The following is a 21,921-nucleotide window of genomic DNA, read 5'->3' on the forward strand; positions in this document are numbered from 1 at the left end:
ATGAAGATCCTGATCGTCGGCGGCACCGGCCTCATCGGCGGCCATGCCGCGCTGCACCTGCATGCGCAGGGCAACCTCGTCACGCTCGCCGCGCGCAAGCCGCCCGCACCCGGCAGCGCGCTCGCGCAGTTCGACGTGCTGCTGCGCGATTACGTGGCCGGCAACTTCACACGCGACGACCTCGCACCGTTCGACGCCGTGGTGTTCGCGGCCGGCAACGACATCCGCCACCTGCCGCCCGGCACCGACGAAGCCGCGCACTGGGAACGCGCGAACGTCGACGCGGTGCCGCGCTTCTTCGCGCTGGCGCGCGAGGCAGGCGTGAAGCGTGCGGTGCTGGTCGGCAGCTTCTATCCGCAGGTCGCGCCGGCGCTCGTCGACACGGTGCCGTACGTACGCTCGCGCCATCTCGCCGACGAACGCGTACGCGCGCTCGCGACGCCGTCGTTCGCCGTATGCAGCGTCAACGCGCCGTTCGTCGTCGGGTCGGTGCCGGGGCTGCGCAACGAGATGTTCGCGGCGTACACGGGCTATGCGCAGGGCCAGTTCGCGGGGCTGCCCGTGTTCGGGCCGGCCGGCGGCAGCAACTTCATCTCGACGCAATCGCTGTCGGAAGCGATCTGGGGCGCGCTGCAGCGCGGCGAAACGGGCAAGGCCTATCTCGTCGGCGACGAGAATCTCAGCTTCGCCGATTACTTCGCGGCGTTCTTCCGCGCGGCCGGCAATCCGCAGGACGTGCCGTCGCTCGACCAGGAGCATCCGCTGTTGCCCGACATCGCGATCTACACGGGGCGCGGCAACGTCGTGTCGTACGAGCCCGATCCGGCCGACAGCGCGCTGCTGCGCTACCGGCGCGGCGACGTGCAACGCGCGGTGGACGAAGTCGTCGCGCATTGCCGCGCGCAGTAGGCGAACGCCGCGTGTGGAGCGCCGATGCAAAACGTCCCGCCGCCGGCGATGGATGCCGGCGGCGGGACGTCAGGATGACTACGCGAATGCGAACCGTCAGGCGCCGATGCGCTGCTCGATCTTCTTCATCGTGTCGGTCATTTCGGCCGGCAGGCGCAGCTTCAGCATATCGAACAGCGCCGCATGAAGCTTCAGCTCCTCGCGCCATTCATCGGCGTTCATCGACGTCACCGCATCGAACTGATCGCGCGTGAAATCGAGGCCGTCCCAGTGCAGGTCCTCATACGCGGGCGACACACCGAACGCATGCTCGCCGCCACCACCCGTGCCTTCGAGACGATCGAGCATCCACTTCAGCACGCGCATGTTCTCGCCGAAGCCCGGCCACACGAACTTGCCGTTCGCATCCTTGCGGAACCAGTTCACGCAGTAGATTTTCGGCAGCTTCGCGCCCGCGCCTTCGAGCTGCTTGCCGAGCTTGAGCCAATGCGCGAAATAATCGCTGACGTTGTAGCCGCAGAACGGCAGCATCGCGAACGGATCGCGGCGCACGATGCCTTGCTGGCCGACCGCGGCGGCAGTCGTCTCCGAGCCCATCGTCGCGGCCATGTACACGCCCTCGACCCAGTCGCGCGCCTCGGTCACGAGCGGCACGGTCGTCGAACGGCGGCCGCCGAAGATGAACGCATCGATCGGCACGCCGGCCGGATTCTCCCAGTCGTCGTCGATCGAAGGACACTGCGCGGCCGGCGCCGTGAAGCGCGAATTCGGATGCGCGGCCTTGCGGCCCGTTTCCTTGGCCGTTTCAGGCGTCCACGGGTTGCCCTGCCAATCCGTCAGCTTCGCGGGCGGCGTGTCGGTCAGCCCTTCCCACCACACGTCGCCGTCTTCCGTCAGCGCGACGTTCGTGAAGATCACGTTCTCGGTGAGCGTCGAAATCGCGTTCGGGTTGGTCTTCACGCCGGTGCCCGGCGCGACGCCGAAGAAGCCCGCTTCCGGGTTGATCGCATACAACCGGCCGTCGCGGCCCGGCTTCAGCCACGCGATGTCGTCGCCGATCGTCGTGACCTTCCAGCCTTTGAAGCCCTGCGGCGGAATCAGCATCGCGAAGTTGGTCTTGCCGCACGCGGACGGGAATGCCGCCGCGACGTGATACTTCTTGCCGGCCGGCGACGTCACGCCGAGGATCAGCATGTGTTCGGCGAGCCAGCCCTGGTCGCGGCCCATCGTCGACGCGATACGCAGCGCGAAACACTTCTTGCCGAGCAGCGCGTTGCCGCCGTAGCCCGAACCGAAGCTCCAGATCTCGCGCGTTTCGGGGAAATGCACGATGTACTTGACCGGGTTGCACGGCCACGGCACATCCTGCTGGCCGGCTTCGAGCGGATGGCCGACGCTGTGCACGCACGGCACGAACTCGCCGTCCTCGCCCAGTACGTCGTACACCTCACGACCCATGCGCGTCATGATCCGCATGTTCACGACGACATACGGGCTGTCGGACAGTTCGACGCCGACGTGCGCGATCGGCGAGCCGAGCGGGCCCATCGAAAACGGCACGACGTACAGCGTGCGGCCGCGCATCGAGCCGCGGAACAGGCCGTTGAGCGTCTCGCGCATTTCGGCGGGTTCGATCCAGTGGTTGGTCGGGCCGACGTCGTCGCGCGAGGCCGCGCAGATGAACGTGCGATCCTCGACGCGCGCGACGTCGGACGGATCGGATTGCGCGAGATACGAGTTCGGGCGCTTCGCCGGGTTCAGGCGCGTGAGCGTGCCCTGGTCGACCATCGCCTGGCACAGCGCGTCGTTTTCTTCCTGCGAACCGTCACACCACACGACGCGCTCGGGCTCCGTCAGCGCCGCGATGCGCGACACCCAGTCGATCAGCTTGCGATGTTTGACGAAAGCCGGCGGAGCGATCAGCGGGCCGTGTGTTGCTTCGGCCAGATTGTTGTGCGACATGAAGTGTCTCCAGATTATTGGGCGAGGATGGGGGTTGCGGGGCGAGCCCGCGAGATGGGGGATGCGATTGGAGCGCAGGGTGCGGCGGCGCGCAGGACGGGACGCGCGAGCGGAGCGCGCGTCGATGCCGCGATGCGTGCGAGAGAAGGTGATGTCTCTTTAGAAATTGCGAACGCGAGTTTCGCCATACAAGCAACCTGCCGTACAACTCCATGACGGCCAGCATACCATCGCCGTTATTCGGCAAACGTTGCGTTGCAACAAGAAACAACTATGTCGGCGCGCCGGCACGCCGGTTGCATGTGCGTGCTTTTTACAGCGTCATGACGCGCGCTTTGGGGACGAAACGGCCAGGACAGCCGTCCGGCAAGGGTTTCGCGGAAGCGGCAAATTTGGCGCGCCGCGCCCGCGTGAGGCCCACGCGAGCGCGGGCCGGGCGAATTCAGGTTTTCGCTACTCAGGCAAACCCTGAATTAGGTTGCGTACACAAACATCTGATGTGAGCGTGCCGCAGGCGCCCCTGCTCAAAACGGCGCGCCGGGCAATCCGGGGTAATACGCGCCTGCGGCCATCCCGCCGTCGACGGCCAGTTCGGCGCCGTTGCAGTACGACGCTTCGTCGCTCGCGAGGAACAGCGTCGCGCGCGCGATTTCGTCGGGCAGGCCGACGCGTTGCAGCGGCACGTTCGCATAGTGCTGGTTGATTTCCTCGAGCGGCGCGCCGGTCGGGTTCGACATCGCGGTGTTCACGCCGCCCGGATGAATCGAATTCACGCGCACGCCCTGATGGCCGAGTTCGAGCGCCGCGACCTTCGTCAGCCCGCGCACGCCCCACTTGCTCGACACGTACGCGGCCAGCGCGTTCACGCCGCGCAGCCCGTCCACCGACGAGATGTTGACGATCGACCCGCTCTTCTGCGCGATCATGCGCGGCGCGATGGTCCGGATGCCGACGAACGTCCCGACGAGGTTGATCGACACCGCACGCTCGAAATCGCGTTTCGACAACTCGGTGATGCCGCCGAACGTCAGCACCGCTGCATTGTTGACCAGTACGTCGATCCGGCCGAACTGCGCCATCGTCGCTTCGGTCACGCCCTCCCAGCTCGCTTCGTCGGCGACGTCGAGCCGCATGAAGCGCGCCGCGTCGCCGAGCGCGCGCGCGAGCGCTTCGCCCTCCGCCTCGAGCACGTCGCCGATCACGACGCGCGCGCCTTCCTCGACGAACAGCCTGCACGTTGCCGCGCCCATGCCACGCGCACCGCCCGTGACGATCGCTACCTTTCCTTCCAGTCGACCCATGTCGTCCTCGCTTCGATTCCGGTTTGCCGGCGGCCGCGCTACGCCCATGCGCGGGTTTGCCGTCCCATGTTTCGCGCGCGGCTCCCGTGCCGCGCACCTTCGATTCCCGCCTTCAACCCCAGTAAGCCTGGCCGCCGTCGAGCGGCAGCGTCGCGCCCGTCAGGTATGCCGCATCGCGGCTCGCCAGAAACACGATCGCGCGCCCGATGTCCTGCTCGCAGTCGCCGACGCGGCCGAGTGGAATCGTGCGGAAAAACGCCGCGGCTTCCTGCGGATTCGCGTCGACCCAGCCTTTCAGGCCCGGCGACAACGCGTGCGGCGCGACCGCGTTCACGCGGATGCCGTCCACGCCCCATTCGCAGGCCGCCGCGCGCGTCAGCGCACGAATCGCCTCTTTGGTCGCCGCATACGCGCCGTAGCCGGACGCATCCCAGCGCACCGCGGCCGACGACGCGAAATTGACGATCACGCCGTCACCCTTCAGATGCGGATGGCACGCGCGCATCATCCGCAGCGTCGCGATCGGGCCCGATTCGAGCCCCGCCAGGAAGCTCGCGTCGGTCACGTCGAGCAGGCGGCCGAGCGGCACGACCTGCGCGTTGTTGATCAGGATCTGCACGCCACCGAACCGCGCGACGACGTTGTCGACGCATTGCGCGATCTGCTCCGCGTCCATCACGTCGCACACGAACGGCTCGGCCACGCCACCGCGCGCGCGGATCGTCTCGCAGGTCGCGAGCAGTTTGTCGAGGGTGCGGCCGACCACCGCGACGTGCGCCCCTTCCGCCGCGAGCGCCTGCGCGACGCCCTGGCCGACGCCCTGCCCCGCGCCCGTCACGAGCGCGACCTTGCCTGTCAGGATGCCCATGCGTGCTCCTCAGGCGACGATCGCCGGATGCGCCTGCACGGGGCCGCCGAGCAGTTCGCGGTAGGAAGGCGGCTGCTTGCCGTCGAGATCGGCGATGCCGTAGCGCAGCGCGGCTTCCGCGCCGACGAGCACCTGCCCCGACAACGCCATGCGCTGCGGATCGCCGTGGATCGCGTGAATCACGCGGCCCGTGAATTCGGGGCTTTCCGCGACGAGCGAGAATTCCTTGTAGAGATCCGGGTGTTCCTCCCACACGCGCGTCGTGCGCTCCGTGCGCAGCGGCCCCATCCAGATCGACACGGCCGCGACGTCGAACGGCTTCAGGTCGACGGCCATGTCCTTCGCGAACTTGTCGACGCCGGACTTCTGCGCGCCGTACGCCGCGCCGTGCATGTAGCAGCTCGCGCCGAACGACGACGTGAACGCGATCAGCCCGGTGCGACGCCGAGCCATCAGCCGCGCCGCGTGCCAGCTCGCGACATAGGCCGAGCGCAGCCCGACGTCGAGGATGTTGACGAGATCGAGCGACTTCTCCCAGAACGGGCCCGGCAGGATCAGCTGATCGTGCAGGTAGGTCGCGTTGTTGACGAGGATGTCGAGCCGTCCGCTTTCGCGTTCGACACGCTCGAACAGCGCCTGCACCTGTGCGTCGTCCGCGTGATCGCAGGCCACCGCGATCCCGCGCCCGCCGAGCGCATCGATCTCGCGTGCGGTCTCGTGGATCGTGCCGGGCAGCGGCGCATCGCCTTCGTTCTGCGAGCGGCCCGTCACATACACGGTCATGCCGGCCGCGCCGAGCGCGCGCGCGATGCCCTTGCCCGCGCCGCGCGAGGCGCCCGTCACGACGGCGACCGGCGCCTCGTGGTTCTGTGTCATGTTCGATGTCTCCTGTGGAATGGGCTGAGCGCCACGGGGATGGCGTTCGCGTGCGTCACGCGGCCGGCGGCTGCGTGCCGGCGAACAGCACGCCCGGCGCATCGCCTTCGTAGCGGGCCGACAGCGTCGACGTGACGACGCAGCGCGTGCCCACGATCTTCCATTCGCCGTCGACCTTCCGGTATGCGTCGTCGTAGTATGCGCCGAGCTGCGTGAGCGTGCGCGCATTCGTGTCGATCATCTGGTAGTGCAGGCCCCACGTGCCGCGTGCATGCGTCGCGTCGAGCACGTCGATCTCGGGATTCACGCCGTGGTGCATCTCGACGATGTGCGGATGGCAGCCGAGTTGCGCGAAGACGTCGACGAGCGCGTCGCGTGTATCGAACGTGCCGATCCGGCCGTAGTCGATCTGCACGGGGCCGGGCGCGAAGCAATCGCGCATCCCTTCCGGATCCTTGCGGTCGCAGCAGGTGAAGTAGCGCGCCTTCAGCCGGCGGATCGCGTCGGCGTCCTCGAGCCGGCGCACGCGCGCTTCCAGCGATTCGATGAGGGTCATCCTGTCTCCTTGTTCGGTGCCGACGCGGTTCGAACGCCGCGTCGATGCCACGTTACCGCCGCGCGATGCGTCGGCCATCACCCGTTCGGATGAAATCCGCGATTCGTTTCGGCAGCGCTGTTGGCGAGTGTCTGCGGCGTTCGTCCGAACAGACGATGTGATGCAGGCGGCTTCGTTCCTACCATCGAACGACACCACCACGAGACCCGGCGATGGACGACACGACCCGCACGCTCCACGAGTACGAGCAGATCCGACAGCTGAAGTACCGGTATTTCCGCGCGGTCGACACGCACGACTGGGCGCTGCTCGCCGAGTGCCTGACGGAAGACTGCGAAGCGCGGCTGTATGGCGGCCGCTATGCGTACGACGGCCGCGACGCATTCGTGTCGAGCCTGCGCGCGCTGATCGGCAAGCCGACCTTCCTGACGATGCATCACGGCCATCACCCGGAGCTCACGCTGGTCTCGGCCGATCACGCATGCGGCGTGTGGTTTCTCGAGGATCACGCGATCAATCTTGAGGACAGCTACCTGCTGCACGGCACCGCGTTCTACGACGACCAGTACGTGAAACGCGATGGCGTGTGGCGCATTCACGCGACGCGCCACGAGCGGCTGTTCGAAACCGTCACGTCGCCGATTCCGCCGTCGTTCACGCTGACCGCGAACCGGTTCGCGCCGGATGCGCATCAGACGGCCGGATCGACTGAAGCTGCTTCCTGAATCCCGGCGGCAATGCCGCCGATCCTGTCATTCCCCTCTGGAGCCGGAGCAATGGAGAAAGTCATTTATGTGTTGTGGCGCGATACGCAGGCCGCGCCCGATCAGTGGAGCCGCACGGTGCGCGCGCAGCTCGCCGACAAGCTGCTGTCGCTCGGTGCGCACGGCGTGCAGGTGAACGTCGCCGATGCGGATGTCGCGCCGGCCGCCGGCCTGAAGCAGACCAACACGCATCCTGGCATCGACGGGATCGTCTCGGTGTGGGTCGATAGCGCGAATGCGATGTTCCGTCAGCCGTTCGACGACGCGGTGCGCGCCGTGGTCCCGCACATGGCGGCGTATCTCGTCACCGAGTCGCAGCCGATTCCGAATACGCGCTTCCCGGCGCGGCCGGGTGAGCGGACGACGGGGTTTTCGCAGCTCGCATTTTTGAAGCGGCCGCCGCGGCTGACGCATGAAGCGTGGCTCGACGTGTGGCACGGGCATCACACGCGCGTCGCGATCGATACGCAGGACAACTTCCTGTATGTGCAGAACGTCGTCGTGCGCGCGCTCACGCATGCGGCGCCGGGGTACGATGCGATCGTCGAGGAATGCTTCCCCGCTGCCGCGATGACCGATCCGCATGCGTTCTTCGATGCGGTCGGCGATGACGAGAAGTTTCAGCGGAACGTGGCGGAGATGATGGACAGCTGCGGGCGCTTCATCGATTTCGACAAGATCGATGTGGTGCCGACGAGTCAGTATGTGGTGAGGGCGGTGCGGGGGTAAGGTCGGGCGATCGCTTTGTGCGGTCGCCTACGTCTGGATTGATTGCGGTTTTACGTTGCGGGCCGGTGGAGCGCTTGTGCGCATCGCCGGCTTGATTTTTGCTGCTTTGCGAATTTCCGCGGTTGGCGTTGATCGAACTGGAACGGTCCCTGCTGGCCACGGGGAGCCGCCGTTCGTCGTGGTTACACGAGCTTTCCCGGCCCTCTTCAACTCACTCGAACCTGCTGAAATCCACATCTTCCTTGACGAACTTTCGCGTCGACAGGAGTGCGCTTTCGACGTCCGCGACGACGCGCGCGTTGTCGAACGTCGCCGTGACGAACAATCCCCAGATATCGTCGTCTATTTCGTAGTGGCCGCGGGAATACGCCCAGTAGCTGAAGTAACGGTCCTGAGACAAGGCGACCGCGGGTTCATCAAGGCCATCCGGATGCGGAACCTGGACCGAATGCAGCGCGTCTTGCAGGATCGCCGCGACGTCGGGAAAATCCGCCGTGCGATGGTCGTCGAGTACCTCGACCAGAAGATCGCTGCCGTGAAATACCGGTCGAACGCGGAATCGAATCAGGTTTGTCATGGTTCATTTTTCCGTTGCCGTCCACCGATCGACACCCATTGGCCGCTTTTTATAGAAAGAGTCTTCATAACAGGCGGATTCATCGCTGGATGGTTTCAAGCTGACGAGCGGTAGCAGCCGTAGTGCGCTCTGTCATCGTTGTCGTACCAGACGGATGCTTATATTAAATCGAGCGAACGCGTGGATGCCGAGAATCTACAATGACAACACCGCTTCCACGATATGGATCATGCATGGAATCGCTCGCCCCCTTCAGTGGTTCGAAAATCGCACTCTTCAAGGACCGGGAAATCCTCGTCTATCGACGCGACGACAAACCCGACATACCGTTTCCCGGTTTGTGGGACCTGCCGGGCGGAGGCCGGGAAGGGAACGAGACACCCGAAGCTTGCGTGCTGCGTGAACTCCATGAGGAATTCGGCGTGACGATACCGGGCAGCCGGATCAGTTGGTCGCGGGTCTATCCGTCGAGTCGACCGGATCGCCTGCCACACTGGTTCTTCGCCAGTTGGTTGAGCGGAGCGGAAATCGCCGCGATCCGTTTCGGCAACGAAGGCCAGGAATGGACACTGATGGATGTCGATGCGTATCTGCGGCTCACCGACGCAATCCCGCACCTGCAGGCGCGCGTAACAGATTATCTGAGTCGCTGACGCGGCACGATTTCCGGCGATTTCGTTTGCCCGTCGAATCTCCCCTGCCGCCGACTCCCGCTCAATGCGTTCGGCCCGGGCCGGTTGATGCGGTCCCGCCCGCTTGCGGACGGCCGACGCTCGACGTCATCCAGCGCTTACTCGCCGTGGCACGAGCCGCCACGAAAGACGAACCGGATTCGGCCGAGACTAGGCCCGATTCAATGTCGATGCGTGCACGAACGCTGAAATAGCCTCCACGACACCGTCCGCCAGTGGCAGATCCGGGTTCGAATAAGCAGCGAGGTTTTCTTGCAGATCCGCCGTGCGGACCGTCTTGAGAACGTGATTCGCGTCGGCGATCAGCGCCATTTCGGCCTGCGGATTTGCTCGCTGTAACAGTTCCGCGTCCTGCACGGCAACCTGGATATCCCGCGCGCCCTGCACGATGAGCACGGGCTTCATGTAATCGGCCAGCAGTGCTGCGGGGTCGATGGTCAATTCGCTCATCAGGAAGCGCTGGACTTGCGGCCTGAACACCGGCATGAGCGCCGGATCGACGCCGGTCGCGTCTACCCCATTTCCCGCTTCCAGGAAATCGAGGATCCGCATTGCATTTTCCAGGATCGGCGCATTTGCAGGGTTCGATTTCAGTTGCTGCCGCAATACGGGCCCGAGCGGACGCCCCGCCGCGGCAACCAGGATCAGGCCGGCAATGTCGGTCGATTGCCGCGCCGCCAGCAACGCCACCAAACCGCCCTCGCTGTGCCCCAACACCCATACGCCGGAAGCACCTGTCTGCGCGCGGATGGCGGCTACCCACGAATGGACGTCCGCCGCGTAGTCGTCGATCACGACATCATTGGCATCCGGTATCGCCGACGCGCTGCCATACATGCCGCGCTTGTCGATTCGAACCGACGCGATGCCTTCTTCGCACAATCCTTCCGCGAGCAACCGGTACGTCGACGCCTGAAGCCAGCTCGGCGCGTTGCCATTTCTGTCGGTCGCGCCCGAGCCCGGCACGATCAGCACCACCGGCATGTCGCTGGTGTCCGGGGACAAGAGCGTGCCCTTCAACGGGCCAGATGGGCCCGGCGCTTCGATTTCCGTCTGCGTGGTGTGCAAAGGCCCCCCCTGGTAATGAGCTACCGACAATCGCTCCAACCCTGCGGCTCACGGCGCCTTGGCCAACGCCAGAATAGCCGTCACCGCATCGTCCTCGATTCCCTTGATATCCGACGGGAACCGATTCCTTTGCGGTATCAGCACGATGAGCCCCTCGATCTGCGCCGTAACAAGCGCCGCGCGCCGGATGCGTACCGCTTGTGGCAGCGCCGGGTTCACGGCTTCGATGAGGCCGGCGATCACGCCGCGTTGAAATTCATACCCCTCTTCAAGCATCTTCCGCGCGAACTCTTGCGTTTGGGCCAGTGCCCAGAAGTTCACGAACAGGCTTTGGGTCCTGGGCTGCTTGCTGTCTTCGAGCAACAGCCGGACCACTTTCTCCAGCCGGCCCTCGGGTGTCAGCGACGTGTCCGCGTGCACGCCGTCGTACGTATTGGCGTATGCCTCCCGCGTCACGGTAAGGATGGCCGCGAAGATGTCTTCGCGCGTGGGAAAGTAGTGCTGCAGGTTCGACAGCGCCAATCCGGCCTTGGCCGCGACCTTTCGCATGGTCAGCCCGCCGTAGCCTTCGTCCACGAAGATCTCGATCGCACTGGCCATAATCTTGTTCACAGCGTTCTTGCCGCGTTCGGTCAAGACGCGTCCGTTATCGAGAGCCGCCCTCTTCAAGAATTCCTCCTGCTGCCCCGTGAGCGCATGCCCGGGGCGATGATGCCGATAGCGCGCCAGCGCCGCCGATGCCCGGTCGCAGACCACACGCACCGTATCTGCTTGATGCACAGGAGTGGCGATATAGGTTGGTCGACCGGATTTTGAAAAACTTCGATGCCTGACGCAGGGTCGTGTCGGTTCCACTGCAGAGACCGAAAGGCCGAACCCGACGGCGACATTCTACGCAGGATTGGAAATCCGGGGAGAGGCACCGATGTCGATTGACGAGCATACGCATGACTTGTTCGATACCGTCACCAAATGGGTCGAGCGACACATTCTCGTCGATACGCCAGAACGCCCTTGACTCCTCGCTCGCCCGTCCCTTTGCCACGCCCATGACAAAACGTCTATACTTGGACAATCCATCGACCGGCACGCCGAAGCATGCGAACCCGAGCGCGCCCCCGATTCCCCGGCCCAATTTGCCCGGAGCGACATGAGCGACTACCCCGTTTTCGACACGCTTTGCGATCTGCTGAACACGTCCGGCGCGCGGTTCCGTGTGCTGGAGCATCCGGCCGAAGGGAAATCCGACGCCATCGCCGCGCTGCGCGGCACGCGCCCCGAACAGGGCGCGAAGGCGATGCTCTGCACGTTCAAGGATGGCGGCGACACCACCGCGCTCGCGGTGATTCCCGGCCACCTGAAGATCGATTTCCGCAAGGTCGCCGATGCGCTCGGCCGCCGCAAGGCCACCCTTGCGTCGCCCGACCTCGCGGCCACCGTCACGCGCTGCGTGATGGGCGCCGTGCCGCCGTTCGTGTTCGACGCCAGCGTGACGCTCGTCGTCGATCCCGCCCTGGTCGAACGCAACACCGAGATCGCTTTCAACGCGGGCCGCCTCGACCGCTCCGTCGTGCTCGACGCGGCCGACTACGTGCGGATCGCGCAGCCGCTGCTCGCCGACATCACGCGGCCGGAAGCCGCGGACGGCGAGTAATACGCCGGTTGCCCCCTTCCCCGCAGCCGTCGCATCGATCCGAAACCTGACCGCGAAACCATCATGCCCCCCACCCGGAAACCCGTGCTGTCCGAACAGGCGTCGCTGATCGAACAGGCGCAGCGCATCGCCGAAGGGCTCGGCGCGATGTTCGCGCCGTTCACCGAGGTCGTGGTTCACGACCTGCGCACGCCGAAGCACGCGATCCTCGCGATCCACAACAACCTGTCGGGGCGCGCAGTCGGCGATCCCGCGACCGAGCTCGGCCTCGCCCGCATCGCGGACGACGATTTCCCGCCCGTGCTCGCGAACTACCCGAACCGTTTCGCCGACGGCCGCACCGCGAAAAGTACGTCGATCGGCATCAAGGATTCGACCGGCCGCTATGTGGCCGCGCTCTGCCTGAATGCCGACGTCACGCTGTTCCGCGGCTTCCAGGGCATGCTGAACCAGTTCTGCAGCACGGACGGCGACGCTGTCGCGGAAACGCTCGATCCGGCCGGCGCGGACGCGATCCGCCAGCGCATCGACGCATTCGCGATGCGCCTCGCGACGACGCCGCGCGAGCTGAAGACTGATCAGCGCCGCGAGCTGATGCAGCAGCTGAAGGCCGACGGGTTCCTCGAAGTGCGCCGCGCGATGGAGATCGTGTCGCAACATCTCGGCGTCTCGCGTGCGACCGTCTACAACGATGCGAAATGACGCAGGCGCGCTACCCGCGCCGCTTTCCCGCTGACCGATTCCTACGACCACCGGATAACCCATGAACGCTCCGACTCTCCCCACCTACGACGACGTGGCCGCCGCCGCGGCCCGGCTCGAAGGCCATGCGCACCGCACACCGGTGATGACCTCGCGGACGATCGACGAAGCGCTCGGCGCGCACGTGTTCTTCAAGTGCGAGAACCTGCAGCGCATGGGCGCATTCAAGTTCCGCGGCGCGTTCAACGCGCTGTCGCGCTTCGACGCGGCGCAGCGCCGCAACGGCGTCGTCGCGTTCTCGTCCGGCAATCATGCGCAAGCGATCGCGCTGTCGGCGCGCATGCTCGGCATTCCCGCGACGATCGTGATGCCGCAGGACGCGCCGGCCGCGAAGATGGCCGCGACCCGCGGCTACGGCGGCAAGGTCGTGACCTATGACCGCTACACCGAGGATCGCGAGCAGATCGGGCGCGATCTCGCCGCGCAGCACGGCCTCACGCTGATCCCGCCCTACGACCACCCGGACGTGATCGCCGGCCAGGGCACGGCGGCCAAGGAACTGTTCGACGAAGTCGGCCCGCTCGATGCGGTATTCACGCCGCTCGGCGGCGGCGGGCTGCTGTCGGGCACCGCGCTCGCCACGCGCGCGCTGTCGCCGCACGCGACGCTGTACGGCGTCGAGCCGGAAGCCGGCAACGACGGCCAGCAATCGTTCCGCTCCGGCGCGATCGTGCATATCGACACGCCGCGCACGATCGCCGACGGTGCGCAGACGCAGCACCTCGGCAACCTGACGTTCCCGATCATCCGCCGCGACGTCGACGACATCCTGACCGCGACGGACGCGGAACTGATCGACTGCATGCGCTTCTTCGCCACGCGTATGAAGATGGTGGTCGAGCCGACCGGCTGCCTGTCGTTCGCCGCGGTGCGACGGATGAAGGACGCGCTGCAGGGCAAGCGCGTGGGGGTGGTGATCAGCGGCGGCAACGTCGATCTCGAGAACTTCTGCGCGCTGGTGTCGACGCCGGCATGAACGTCGCGGCGCGCATGAACATTCCGTCATACGCGCCGCATCGCTCCTTCACGTCGCGTTAAGTTTCGCGCCCTAGACTGATGACGTTGTCCCGCAGTCAGTCGCGCAGTCAGTCGTGAAGGAGCCACCATGAAATCGCACGCGATCGTCGCCGCCGCCCTGGCGGCCGCTTCCCTTTCGGCGTTCGCTCAACCGGGCGTGACGTCATCCGGTTTTCCCGCCGCGTCGCCGCACGACGCCGTCGCGCAAGCGACGCACCGCTCGCCCGGCGGGTTGCCGCACGCCGGCTTCGTGCTCGCGAAGATCGATCAGAACAATACGCCGCCCGATCGCGGCGGCGACCCGAGCGGCCGTTCGCACTCCGGCATGCGCATGTGACGGCGCGCGCAGGGCGTGGCAGCCGCGCCCGGCCGTCAGAACGCAGGCAGCGACGGATCGCGTGAAGCGAGGATGTCGTCGGTGCGCCGCTGCAGCGCGCCGTCGATCGTCTCCGGTTGCGGAATCAGCCAGTAGCGCCCCGCCCGAATGCCGTCGAACACCCGCGCGGCGAACGCGTCGGGCGTGAGCCCATGCGCGTTCAGCATCGCGCGCATCGTGTCGACGAAGCCGCGCACCTCGGGCCGGTCGTGCACCGCGCCGAACGGGTCGTTGAAGATGCCCGACTGCACGGGGCCCGGCGCAAGCAACGACACGCCGACCGGTGCGCCCAACATCTTCAGTTCTCCATACAGCGATTCCGTCAGCGCGACCACCGCGAATTTGGTTGCCGAGTAAGGCGACATCAGCGGGCTCGGCAAGAACCCGCCGACCGACGCGGTATTCACGACGCGCGCCGGCACGTTGCGCTCGAGCATCCGCGGCACGAAGCTGCGGATGCCGTTCAGCACGCCGTGCACGTTGATCGCGAAGCTGCGCTCGAAGCGTTCCGGCGTGATTTCCCAGCTGAAGCCGGTCGCCATCACGCCCGCGTTGTTGAACAGCAGGTCGACGCCGCCGAAGCGCTGCCACGCGGCTTCCGCCAGCGCGTCGACGGCTTCCGGCCGGCTGACGTCGGTCGGCACGCACAGGACGTCGGTGTCGAGCGTCGCGGCGAATGCGTCGAGCTTCGCCGGGTCGAGATCGGCCAGCACGACGCGCATGCCGAGCCCGGCGGCGTGGCGTGCGAGCCCGCTGCCGATGCCGCTGGCCGCGCCGGTGATCACGGCGGTGCCGCCGTCGAAGCGAATCGAGTTCGTCATGTCAATCAAAGTCCTGTCGGGTCGATGTGGGGATGCGCATACGCGGGAATCACCGGCGGCGGCAGCACCGTGCGGCCGTCGAGCGAGCGCACCGCGAGTTGCTGCGCGAGCGGAAAATGCAGGCTGTGCGTGACGAGGCCCGTGCGTTCGCGCGCCGGCAGGCGGCACAGCGCGAGCGCGGTCTCGGCGAGATACGCGACGTCCTCGGTCGGATAGCCTTCGGGGATGTAGCGCGCGGCGCCCGGCGTGCGGATCGCCGTGCTCGGCGCGACGAGATTCACCGCGATGCCGGCGGCTTCGAGTTCGGCCGCGAGCCCCTGCGTGAAGCGCGACAGCGCTGCCTTCGCCGCCGCATAGACGGTCGCGCCGCCCGCACGCGAGAAATCGTCGAACGGCCGCAGCGGCGGCAGCGCCGTCACCGAGCCGACGTTGACGATCCAGCCGGCGCCACGGGCGCGCATCAGCGGGATCGCGGCCTGCGCCAGCGCGAACGGAATCCGCAGATAGTGTTCGATCGTCGTGTCGAACATCGTCATCGGCATCGCGTCGACGCACGCGTAGTCGGCCACGCCCGCGTTGTTGACGAGGATGTCGAGGCCGCCGGCGGCTTGCGCCGCGCGCCCGACGAGCGCATCGCGCTCGGCAGCGTTCGACAGGTCGGCCGCGAGCGCAATGGCGCGGCCGCCGGCCTGCTCGATCAGCGCAACCGTTTCGGCGAGCGTGCCGGCGGTCGTCGCCGATGGCGTGAGGCTGCGCGCCGTCACGACGACGGTCGCGCCTTCGGATGCGAGGCGCTGCGCGATCGCACGGCCAATGCCGCGGCTGGCGCCCGTCACGAGCGCGCACTTGCCGGCCAGTACGCCGGTTCGGGTATCGGTCATCGTTGTCTCCTGTGTTGTGCGTGCGGGCCGCTCAGCGGGCGATATCCGCAACATGAAGCACCAGCTTCGTTTTCGCCTCGCCCGTTTGAACGAGATCGAGCGCGCGGGCCGCCTGTTCGAGCGGGAAACGGTCGAAACGCGGCACGCGCAGCGCGCGCGTGTCCAGTTGCGCGGCGATCCGGCCGAGCGTGCCGCCGCTCGGCATCCGGCTGTAGGTCATCGCGGTGCGCAGGCCGCGTCGTGCGGCAACGGCCGCCGTCGCGGCGAGCCGCTCCGCATCGCCGGCCGCGAGCGTCATGATGTTCACCAGCGTGCCGCCCGGCGCCAGCAGGTCGAGCGCATTGGGCAGCGTGTCGCCGCCGACCGTGTCGAGCACGAGGTCGACGCCGCCTGGCGCCCAGGCGCGCAGAGCAGCGGCGATGTCCTGCGCGCGATAGTCGATGCTCGCCGCCGCGCCCAGCGATTCGACCGTCTCGCGGTTGCGCGCCGAACACGTCGCCGCGACGCGCGCGCCGGCCTGCACGGCAAGCTGGATCGCGAACGTGCCGACCGCGCCCGCGCCGCCGTGCACCAGCGCGGACTGGCCCGCCTTCAGCCCGCCGTCGTCGAATAGGCCGGCCCATGCCGCGAGCGCGGGCGTCGGCACCGTGGCGGCTTCCGCCAGGCTCACCGCGTCGGGCACGCGCACGACCGAGTCGTGACGCACCGCGACGTATTCCGCAAACGCACCCCAGCGCCCCGCGCCGACGTCGGTCTGCGCGAACACGCGCATGCCGGGCGCGAACCCGTCGACGCCGTCGCCGACCGCCTCCACCACGCCCGCCGCGTCGAAACCGATCACGAACGGAAACGTGTATTGCATGAAGGCGCCGAGGTAGCCTTCGCGGCATTTCCAGTCGGCGGGATTGATGCCCGCGTAGGCCACGCGGATCAGCACGTCGCCGGGGCCCGGCGTCGGGGCCGGCACGTCGGCCATGCGCAAGGTGTCGGAATGACCGACGCGGTCGATCAACAGGGCTCGCATCTTCGTGTCTCCAGGGTTGGTTTGATGTCGGCTCGATGCGGGCGGCGCGTTACGCCGCCGTGTCGGCCAGCAGGCTCCACGCGAGTGGACAGAACGCATGCGAGATCGCATCGACCGTCCAGTCGGGGCTTTCGGCGTCGAACCGGCGGTCGACCCAGCCCCAGTGATAGGGATGCATCAGGTATTCGCCGACGAGATCGCCGACGTGCGCGAATTCCTGCTGCCACACGTGCGTCCATGCACCGGGCGTCTCGATCCGGCTCAAGCGCCAGTTGCGGATCGCGGGCATGAACGCGGGCATCCGCAGCAGTTCGCGTTCGAGCGCGGCGATCTGCGCTGCGCTGGCCTGCTGCCGCACGCGCAACATCAGCGTGCGCCACACGCCGTCGCGCAGCGCCGGTTCGCGCAGTCCGCCGCCGATCGCGTGGCACGCTGCGCCGTCGATGCGCGCGATACCCGGCAGTTGCGCCAGCGCAGCGAGATCTGCCGCCGTGCCGTCGGCCATCGACTCGTCGCGCAGCACGTCGAGCGTGTAATCGCCCGCGCCCCAGCTGCCGTCCAGATTGCGTGCCACTGCCACGCGTGTCGTGCCGGCCAGCGCGTGCGCAGCTTCGTGCAATGCAGGCTCGATCGCACCCGCATCGCAATCCGCGGACACGAATACCTGCGCCGTGTCATGCCGCATGATCGACCTCCGTCAGCGCGGGCAGCGGCGCATCGGCGTCCGTCATCACATGGCGGCGGCGCATGTCGCTCAGCGCGTCGACCGCCATCCAGAATCCGACCACGTCGGCATCCGTCAGCGCACGCATCCGGTAATAGGCCGGCGCGTCGGCCACCTGCCAGGTCAGCCACAGCGTGCTCGGCTGCCCCGGCACCGCGACGGGCGGCGATACCCGGCGGCCGGCCGCCGTCAGCCCGCGCGCCGCGTGGCCCGGCAGGTAACGGTCGCGCAGCAGTGCAAGCACGTCGGGAATGCGCTCGGGCGCGAGCGTGATTTCGTCTACGATCTGGATCATTCGCGTGTCGTCCGGGGTCGTTCGTGGTCGTTCGTGTCGGGGATGCGCAGCCGGCCTACGCCGTTCCGGCGAGGCCGAAGGCGGTCGGCGTGGATAGCATTCTTGCGTGGAGACGATTCGCAGACCCCTACCGGCCCGCTCACCGCCCCCTGTCGCAACGATCAGATCGGGAAACTCATGAAACAGCACGCCATCCCGGCCCGCGGCCGCGTCCTGCCGGGCCTCGACGCGCGCCTGCTGAGCGAACTCACGCGCAGCGGCGCGCCGCCGGCCGACCGCGATGCGCAGCCGCCGCCACCGGCAGCGACGCCGGGCGATTTCGTCGCGCTGTACCGCGACGCGATCGAGCGCCTCGAGGCGCAGGTCGCGCGCGGCGACGGCCACCCGCCGATGCGCAAGCGCGAAGTCGACCTGATGTGCCGCTGCCTGCTGAGCTGCGCGACGCTGGCCGACGCGATCCGCTGTGCGCGCGAATTCGGCGAGATGCTGACGCCGCGCGCCGGCGCGCTGTCGCTCACCGTGCGCGACGGGCGCGCGACGTTCCGGATGGATTCGCTGCGCCGCACCCGCAGCCCGGCCGCGTGCCTCGTCGACCTGACGGGCTTGTTCTGCTATCTGCAACTGTTCGGCTGGCTGATCGGGCTGCCGCTGCGGCCGACCGACGTGTGGCTCGGCCATCCGCGCCGCGACGACGCGATGCCGTTGCTCGGCTTGTTCAATGCGCCGGTCGAAGTGGGCCGCAAGACCTACGGCTTCGCATTCGATGCGGCGCGGCTCGCGTGCCGCGTGGTGCGGCAGCCGGCCGAGCTCGACGCGTTTCTCGTCGATTTTCCGTTTCGCCTGATCGATGCGGCGCCGGCTGTCGTGTCGTGGGCGCAGCAGGTGCGCGGTTTTCTCGACGCGGCGCTTGCGCACGAGCAGGCGTTGCCGGCACTCGCCGAGCTGGCCGCGTGGCTCGGCGTCAGCGAGGCGACGTTGCGGCGGCGGCTGGTGGCCGAAGGCAGCGGTTATCACGTGCTGCGGGAGCAGTGTCTCGCCGAGGCCGCGCAACGCTGCCTGCGCGAGTCGGACTGGCCGGTCGCGCGGATCGCCGCGCATCTCGGGTTCGGCGGCGAGGAAGCCTTCCGCCGCGCGTTCGTCAGGTGGACGGGCGTCGCCCCGAGCCGGTTTCGGCGCGATTGCATGGCAGCACACCACGCCATTTCGTCAGACATGAAACGCGCCGTCGACGCATGAAAGACAGGATTTCGAAAGTTTTGGCACGTCGATGACGTTTTTTCGCATCCGGGCGCTACCCGGCAATTGACGCGCCGGCGCGCACGCCATTACCCTTGCGCGCTGATGGTTCCCGGAGACGGGATCAAAAGGGAACGCAGGCGAGGCAGTGCCTCGAATCTGCGGCTGCCCCCGCAACTGTGAGCGGCGAATCCGTGCCACTGCATGCCACTGGGAAACCGGGAAGGCCGGCACGAATCAGGACCCGCGAGCCAGGAGACCTGCCATCGACCCGAGGTCCAAGCAGCCGCACCGGGCGGGGTGTCCCGATGCGCCAGCACCGCCTTTGGCGGTGCCCGTTGCATGGACGGCCCGACCTCAGGATCCGCCCGATGTCCACTGTTACCGCACCCGCTTCCTCACCGGAAGCGTCGCGCCGGCACACCGCCGGCATGCACGGCCCGCCTGCTCGCGCGCGCCGTTCCCTGTCGATCGCGTCCGCCGGCATGTGCCGCGCCGATGCCCGCGACCGCCGCCCGCTCGGCCCGGTCGCGCGATAACCCGATCACCGATAACAAAACCGGCGCTGCCCGCCGCGCTCGCCGATCGACGCATGCGCAGCCCGACCACAACGACAGCCTCATGAAGATTCGACACCTCCTTGCCACGTCCGCCGCGACTGCGCTCCTCTCGCCGCTCGCCCACGCAGCCGGCGACCCCGCGGTGGCGCAACCGGCCCCGGCCGCCGAAAACGCCGACCTGCCGACGATCAACGTGACCGACACACGCCGGCTGCCCGAGTCGTTCGACCAGCGTTATGCAACGACCCAGGTGCTCACGCGCAGCGATCTCGACCGGCTGTCGCCGAGCGACCCGAGCATCACGCAGGCGCTCGCGACGCTGCCCGGCGTGACCGTCTCGCAGAACGGCGGGCCGGGATCGTCCGCGTCGGTCAGCATCCGCGGCTCGTCGGCCAGCCAGGTCGCCGTGTTCATCGACGGCATCCGGATCGGCTCGCCGACCACCGGCATCGCGCCGTGGGCGGACCTGCCGACCGAATCGTTCGAACGGGTCGAAGTGATCTCGGGGCCGGCCGCCGCGTCGTTCGGCGCCAATGCGATGGGCGGCGTCGTGCAGCTCTTCACGCGCCGCGCGGCCAACCAGCCGAACCAGACCACCGTGTCGTTCGGCGGCGGCTCGAACAAGACGTTCGACACGCAGTTGCGCACGTCGGGCACGGTGCCGTCGACCGGGCCGCTCGCCGCGCTCGGCGGGCTCACCTACTCGCTCGGCCTGCATTCGTACAATACGGCCGGCATCGACGCGACGCGGCCCTTCGCGTACGGGCACGAGGCGGGCCGCAACCCGTACCACGCGCAGGATCTCGATGCGCGCCTCGGCTACGCGCGCGACAACTGGTCGATCTCGACGTTCGCGCTGTATCACCGGTCCGATCTGTCCTACGACAACCGCGGCTATGCGAATCGCCAGCTCGATCATCAGCTGACGACCGGTATCGCGTTCCACCTCGACATCACGCCGGACACGCAGTTCGACCAGTCGTTCGGTTATGCGAACGATCGCGGGTTCATCTACGCGAGCGATCCGACCATCCCGACCGACCAGATCAATTCGCAGCGCATCAGCACGTCGACGTCGTTGACGCACCAGGCGCGCGGATTCCATCTGTTCGGGCTGCCGCTGTCGGGCGAAACCAAGCTCGCCTACGACTTCACGCGCGAGCAGGCATTCCTGCCGGTCGACATTCCGAACGGTGTGCCGACGCGCAACGATTCCGCGTTCTCGCTGCATCAATCGGCGACGCTCGGCAGCGTGACGATGTTCCTCGCGGGGCGTCATGAAATCATCGCCGGGCAGTCGGTGAATACGGGTAACGCGGCGCTGTCGTGGGCGATCACGCCGGTGTACACGGCGCGCGTGTCGTACGGCAATGCGTTCAAGCTGCCGTCGTTCAACGACCTGTACTACCCCGGCTACGGCAATCCGAGCCTCAGCCCGGAACGCAACACGTCGGTCGAGGCCGCGGTCGATGCGAACACGTCGTACGGTACGTTCACGGCTGCGATCTACGATACGCGCGTCAGCAACCTGATCGCGTACAACCCGGCGACGTTCTCGCCGATGAACATCGGCCGCGCGCATATTCGCGGCATCGATCTGTCGTACAAGGGGACGATCGGCCGCTCGACGCCGGTGAGCGTCGCGGTCGGGCTCCTGAATCCGCAGGACGAGACCAACGACTCGTGGCTCAACCGCCGGCCGCGCCAGACGGTCAGCCTCAACATCGATCACACGTGGGATGAACTGCACCTGCATGCGTTGAGCACGGGGGCGTCGCTGCTTTACGGCGGCACGACGTTCGACGATCCGGCGAATTCGACCTATCTGCCTTCGTATCTGACGGTGGGCTTGCGTGCGTCGTACCGGATCAATTCGCACCTGACCGTGTCGGCGACGGTGTCGAACCTGTTCGACCGGCAGTACATGACCGCGTACGGGTACAACACGCTCGGGCGGACGGCGTTCGGGAAGGTCAGCTACACGTTCTGACCGGGTGGGGAGGCTTCGGCCGGATCGCTGGCGAAGCCTCCCCTTTGAAATCGTGCGTCCGATGCCTGCGCCACCGGCTGCCTGAAACGGGTGATGCCGCCCCCAAACCAAGCGACAGACTGACGGCTGACGAGCCGCCGGCCTTTCGTCGCACTGCGCACGTTGCTGTCCGTATCAACACTGTTAGACTGCGGACACCTTCCCCGCCCATGTACTCCACCATTCAGGACAGCGACATGACCGAATGCGCCCTGACATTCACCAGTCAGATCGAATGGG

23 protein-coding genes and 1 riboswitch are annotated in these 21,921 nt (G+C 67.2%); of the genes, 10 read left to right on the forward strand and 13 right to left on the reverse strand.

Annotated elements, in window-relative coordinates; translation table 11 throughout:
* Complete coding sequence (locus CFB34_RS11310) at window positions 1-909, forward strand: NAD-dependent epimerase/dehydratase family protein (protein ID WP_089442411.1); 909 nt, start codon at window positions 1-3, stop codon at window positions 907-909.
* A 96-nt stretch (window positions 910-1,005) separates the two neighbouring features.
* Here the strand turns inward: CFB34_RS11310 and CFB34_RS11315 are convergent, their stop codons facing one another.
* The 5 genes from CFB34_RS11315 to CFB34_RS11335 form a co-directional block, all read right to left on the reverse strand.
* A complete protein-coding gene (locus CFB34_RS11315; protein WP_089442410.1) occupies window positions 1,006-2,871 on the reverse strand; it encodes a phosphoenolpyruvate carboxykinase (GTP) in 1,866 nt (621 codons plus the stop codon).
* A 524-nt stretch (window positions 2,872-3,395) separates the two neighbouring features.
* Window positions 3,396-4,172, reverse strand: coding sequence for a glucose 1-dehydrogenase (locus CFB34_RS11320; protein ID WP_089442409.1), 777 nt, complete (start codon window positions 4,170-4,172; stop codon window positions 3,396-3,398).
* A gap of 112 nt (window positions 4,173-4,284) precedes the next feature.
* Window positions 4,285-5,040 carry an SDR family oxidoreductase gene (locus CFB34_RS11325; RefSeq protein ID WP_089442408.1) on the reverse strand — a complete coding sequence of 252 codons (756 nt, stop codon included), beginning with the start codon at window positions 5,038-5,040 and terminating at the stop codon, window positions 4,285-4,287.
* A gap of 9 nt (window positions 5,041-5,049) precedes the next feature.
* Window positions 5,050-5,916 (reverse strand): SDR family NAD(P)-dependent oxidoreductase, encoded by an 867-nt coding sequence (locus CFB34_RS11330; RefSeq protein ID WP_089442407.1) that lies wholly within the window; start codon window positions 5,914-5,916, stop codon window positions 5,050-5,052.
* A gap of 55 nt (window positions 5,917-5,971) precedes the next feature.
* Complete coding sequence (locus CFB34_RS11335) at window positions 5,972-6,472, reverse strand: nuclear transport factor 2 family protein (protein ID WP_089442406.1); 501 nt, start codon at window positions 6,470-6,472, stop codon at window positions 5,972-5,974.
* Window positions 6,473-6,684: 212 nt separating this feature from the next.
* Here CFB34_RS11335 and CFB34_RS11340 point away from each other — a divergent pair, with 212 nt between their 5' ends.
* Together CFB34_RS11340 and CFB34_RS11345 are read left to right on the forward strand one after the other, a co-directional pair.
* Window positions 6,685-7,197, forward strand: coding sequence for a nuclear transport factor 2 family protein (locus tag CFB34_RS11340; protein WP_089442405.1), 513 nt, complete (start codon window positions 6,685-6,687; stop codon window positions 7,195-7,197).
* A gap of 51 nt (window positions 7,198-7,248) precedes the next feature.
* On the forward strand, window positions 7,249-7,965 hold the full coding sequence (locus CFB34_RS11345) for an EthD domain-containing protein (protein WP_089442404.1): 717 nt from the start codon (window positions 7,249-7,251) through the stop codon (window positions 7,963-7,965).
* Window positions 7,966-8,176: 211 nt separating this feature from the next.
* Here CFB34_RS11345 and CFB34_RS11350 read toward each other — a convergent pair whose 3' ends face one another.
* Window positions 8,177-8,542 carry a hypothetical protein gene (locus CFB34_RS11350; RefSeq protein WP_089442403.1) on the reverse strand — a complete coding sequence of 122 codons (366 nt, stop codon included), beginning with the start codon at window positions 8,540-8,542 and terminating at the stop codon, window positions 8,177-8,179.
* Window positions 8,543-8,775: 233 nt separating this feature from the next.
* Here CFB34_RS11350 and CFB34_RS11355 point away from each other — a divergent pair, with 233 nt between their 5' ends.
* The gene (locus CFB34_RS11355) at window positions 8,776-9,195 is read left to right on the forward strand and encodes an NUDIX hydrolase (RefSeq protein WP_047849922.1); all 420 of its coding nucleotides are present in this window, start codon (window positions 8,776-8,778) and stop codon (window positions 9,193-9,195) included.
* Between the two features lie 189 nt (window positions 9,196-9,384).
* Here CFB34_RS11355 and CFB34_RS11360 read toward each other — a convergent pair whose 3' ends face one another.
* Window positions 9,385-10,302 (reverse strand): alpha/beta fold hydrolase, encoded by a 918-nt coding sequence (locus CFB34_RS11360; RefSeq protein ID WP_089442402.1) that lies wholly within the window; start codon window positions 10,300-10,302, stop codon window positions 9,385-9,387.
* Between the two features lie 48 nt (window positions 10,303-10,350).
* Window positions 10,351-11,082 (reverse strand): TetR/AcrR family transcriptional regulator, encoded by a 732-nt coding sequence (locus CFB34_RS11365; RefSeq protein WP_143329504.1) that lies wholly within the window; start codon window positions 11,080-11,082, stop codon window positions 10,351-10,353.
* A gap of 370 nt (window positions 11,083-11,452) precedes the next feature.
* On the opposite strand from CFB34_RS11365, the gene CFB34_RS11370 reads away from it, so the two are divergent.
* The 4 genes from CFB34_RS11370 to CFB34_RS11385 all read left to right on the forward strand — a co-directional run bounded on the left by CFB34_RS11370 (window position 11,453) and on the right by CFB34_RS11385 (window position 14,072).
* Window positions 11,453-11,956: a YbaK/prolyl-tRNA synthetase associated domain-containing protein gene (locus CFB34_RS11370; protein ID WP_089442400.1), complete on the forward strand. Its 504-nt coding sequence runs from the start codon at window positions 11,453-11,455 to the stop codon at window positions 11,954-11,956.
* A gap of 63 nt (window positions 11,957-12,019) precedes the next feature.
* The gene (locus CFB34_RS11375) at window positions 12,020-12,658 is read left to right on the forward strand and encodes a helix-turn-helix transcriptional regulator (protein WP_089442399.1); all 639 of its coding nucleotides are present in this window, start codon (window positions 12,020-12,022) and stop codon (window positions 12,656-12,658) included.
* Between the two features lie 61 nt (window positions 12,659-12,719).
* The gene (locus CFB34_RS11380; protein ID WP_089442398.1) at window positions 12,720-13,694 is read left to right on the forward strand and encodes a threo-3-hydroxy-L-aspartate ammonia-lyase; all 975 of its coding nucleotides are present in this window, start codon (window positions 12,720-12,722) and stop codon (window positions 13,692-13,694) included.
* A gap of 129 nt (window positions 13,695-13,823) precedes the next feature.
* Window positions 13,824-14,072, forward strand: a complete 249-nt coding sequence (locus CFB34_RS11385) for a hypothetical protein (protein ID WP_089442397.1) — start codon at window positions 13,824-13,826, stop codon at window positions 14,070-14,072.
* Between the two features lie 35 nt (window positions 14,073-14,107).
* Here the strand turns inward: CFB34_RS11385 and CFB34_RS11390 are convergent, their stop codons facing one another.
* From CFB34_RS11390 to CFB34_RS11410, 5 genes are read right to left on the reverse strand one after another with little or no spacing between them, the layout of a single operon-like run.
* Window positions 14,108-14,932 carry an SDR family NAD(P)-dependent oxidoreductase gene (locus CFB34_RS11390; RefSeq protein ID WP_089442396.1) on the reverse strand — a complete coding sequence of 275 codons (825 nt, stop codon included), beginning with the start codon at window positions 14,930-14,932 and terminating at the stop codon, window positions 14,108-14,110.
* 5 nt (window positions 14,933-14,937) lie between these two features.
* Window positions 14,938-15,813: an SDR family NAD(P)-dependent oxidoreductase gene (locus CFB34_RS11395; RefSeq protein ID WP_089442395.1), complete on the reverse strand. Its 876-nt coding sequence runs from the start codon at window positions 15,811-15,813 to the stop codon at window positions 14,938-14,940.
* A gap of 31 nt (window positions 15,814-15,844) precedes the next feature.
* Window positions 15,845-16,837 carry an NADP-dependent oxidoreductase gene (locus CFB34_RS11400; protein ID WP_089442394.1) on the reverse strand — a complete coding sequence of 331 codons (993 nt, stop codon included), beginning with the start codon at window positions 16,835-16,837 and terminating at the stop codon, window positions 15,845-15,847.
* 49 nt (window positions 16,838-16,886) lie between these two features.
* A complete protein-coding gene (locus tag CFB34_RS11405; protein ID WP_089442393.1) occupies window positions 16,887-17,522 on the reverse strand; it encodes a Dabb family protein in 636 nt (211 codons plus the stop codon).
* On the reverse strand, window positions 17,512-17,856 hold the full coding sequence (locus CFB34_RS11410; RefSeq protein WP_089442392.1) for a hypothetical protein: 345 nt from the start codon (window positions 17,854-17,856) through the stop codon (window positions 17,512-17,514). Before CFB34_RS11410 ends, CFB34_RS11405 begins: the two co-directional genes overlap by 11 nt.
* A 177-nt stretch (window positions 17,857-18,033) precedes the next feature.
* Here CFB34_RS11410 and CFB34_RS11415 point away from each other — a divergent pair, with 177 nt between their 5' ends.
* Entirely contained in the window at window positions 18,034-19,092 is a 1,059-nt protein-coding gene (locus CFB34_RS11415) for an AraC family transcriptional regulator (protein WP_089442391.1), read from the forward strand.
* Between the two features lie 89 nt (window positions 19,093-19,181).
* A riboswitch (cobalamin riboswitch) is annotated at window positions 19,182-19,375 on the forward strand.
* 338 nt (window positions 19,376-19,713) lie between these two features.
* Complete coding sequence (locus CFB34_RS11420; RefSeq protein WP_089442456.1) at window positions 19,714-21,642, forward strand: TonB-dependent receptor; 1,929 nt, start codon at window positions 19,714-19,716, stop codon at window positions 21,640-21,642.
* Window positions 21,643-21,921 lie beyond the last annotated feature (279 nt).

Source organism: Burkholderia sp. HI4860 (genome assembly GCF_002223045.2).
Taxonomy (GTDB): Bacteria; Pseudomonadota; Gammaproteobacteria; order Burkholderiales; family Burkholderiaceae; genus Burkholderia.

What these genes read in the sequence shown, in the direction of transcription:
- CFB34_RS11310 (WP_089442411.1), top strand. Translation starts at nt 1, where the DNA reads ATGAAGATCCTGATCGTCGGCGGCACCGGCCTCATCGGCGGCCATGCC.
- CFB34_RS11315 (WP_089442410.1), bottom strand. Translation starts at nt 2,871, where the DNA reads ATGTCGCACAACAATCTGGCCGAAGCAACACACGGCCCGCTGATCGCT.
- CFB34_RS11320 (WP_089442409.1), bottom strand. Translation starts at nt 4,172, where the DNA reads ATGGGTCGACTGGAAGGAAAGGTAGCGATCGTCACGGGCGGTGCGCGT.
- CFB34_RS11325 (WP_089442408.1), bottom strand. Translation starts at nt 5,040, where the DNA reads ATGGGCATCCTGACAGGCAAGGTCGCGCTCGTGACGGGCGCGGGGCAG.
- CFB34_RS11330 (WP_089442407.1), bottom strand. Translation starts at nt 5,916, where the DNA reads ATGACACAGAACCACGAGGCGCCGGTCGCCGTCGTGACGGGCGCCTCG.
- CFB34_RS11335 (WP_089442406.1), bottom strand. Translation starts at nt 6,472, where the DNA reads ATGACCCTCATCGAATCGCTGGAAGCGCGCGTGCGCCGGCTCGAGGAC.
- CFB34_RS11340 (WP_089442405.1), top strand. Translation starts at nt 6,685, where the DNA reads ATGGACGACACGACCCGCACGCTCCACGAGTACGAGCAGATCCGACAG.
- CFB34_RS11345 (WP_089442404.1), top strand. Translation starts at nt 7,249, where the DNA reads ATGGAGAAAGTCATTTATGTGTTGTGGCGCGATACGCAGGCCGCGCCC.
- CFB34_RS11350 (WP_089442403.1), bottom strand. Translation starts at nt 8,542, where the DNA reads ATGACAAACCTGATTCGATTCCGCGTTCGACCGGTATTTCACGGCAGC.
- CFB34_RS11355 (WP_047849922.1), top strand. Translation starts at nt 8,776, where the DNA reads ATGGAATCGCTCGCCCCCTTCAGTGGTTCGAAAATCGCACTCTTCAAG.
- CFB34_RS11370 (WP_089442400.1), top strand. Translation starts at nt 11,453, where the DNA reads ATGAGCGACTACCCCGTTTTCGACACGCTTTGCGATCTGCTGAACACG.
- CFB34_RS11375 (WP_089442399.1), top strand. Translation starts at nt 12,020, where the DNA reads ATGCCCCCCACCCGGAAACCCGTGCTGTCCGAACAGGCGTCGCTGATC.
- CFB34_RS11380 (WP_089442398.1), top strand. Translation starts at nt 12,720, where the DNA reads ATGAACGCTCCGACTCTCCCCACCTACGACGACGTGGCCGCCGCCGCG.
- CFB34_RS11385 (WP_089442397.1), top strand. Translation starts at nt 13,824, where the DNA reads ATGAAATCGCACGCGATCGTCGCCGCCGCCCTGGCGGCCGCTTCCCTT.
- CFB34_RS11390 (WP_089442396.1), bottom strand. Translation starts at nt 14,932, where the DNA reads ATGACGAACTCGATTCGCTTCGACGGCGGCACCGCCGTGATCACCGGC.
- CFB34_RS11395 (WP_089442395.1), bottom strand. Translation starts at nt 15,813, where the DNA reads ATGACCGATACCCGAACCGGCGTACTGGCCGGCAAGTGCGCGCTCGTG.
- CFB34_RS11400 (WP_089442394.1), bottom strand. Translation starts at nt 16,837, where the DNA reads ATGCGAGCCCTGTTGATCGACCGCGTCGGTCATTCCGACACCTTGCGC.
- CFB34_RS11405 (WP_089442393.1), bottom strand. Translation starts at nt 17,522, where the DNA reads ATGCGGCATGACACGGCGCAGGTATTCGTGTCCGCGGATTGCGATGCG.
- CFB34_RS11410 (WP_089442392.1), bottom strand. Translation starts at nt 17,856, where the DNA reads ATGATCCAGATCGTAGACGAAATCACGCTCGCGCCCGAGCGCATTCCC.
- CFB34_RS11415 (WP_089442391.1), top strand. Translation starts at nt 18,034, where the DNA reads ATGAAACAGCACGCCATCCCGGCCCGCGGCCGCGTCCTGCCGGGCCTC.
- CFB34_RS11420 (WP_089442456.1), top strand. Translation starts at nt 19,714, where the DNA reads ATGAAGATTCGACACCTCCTTGCCACGTCCGCCGCGACTGCGCTCCTC.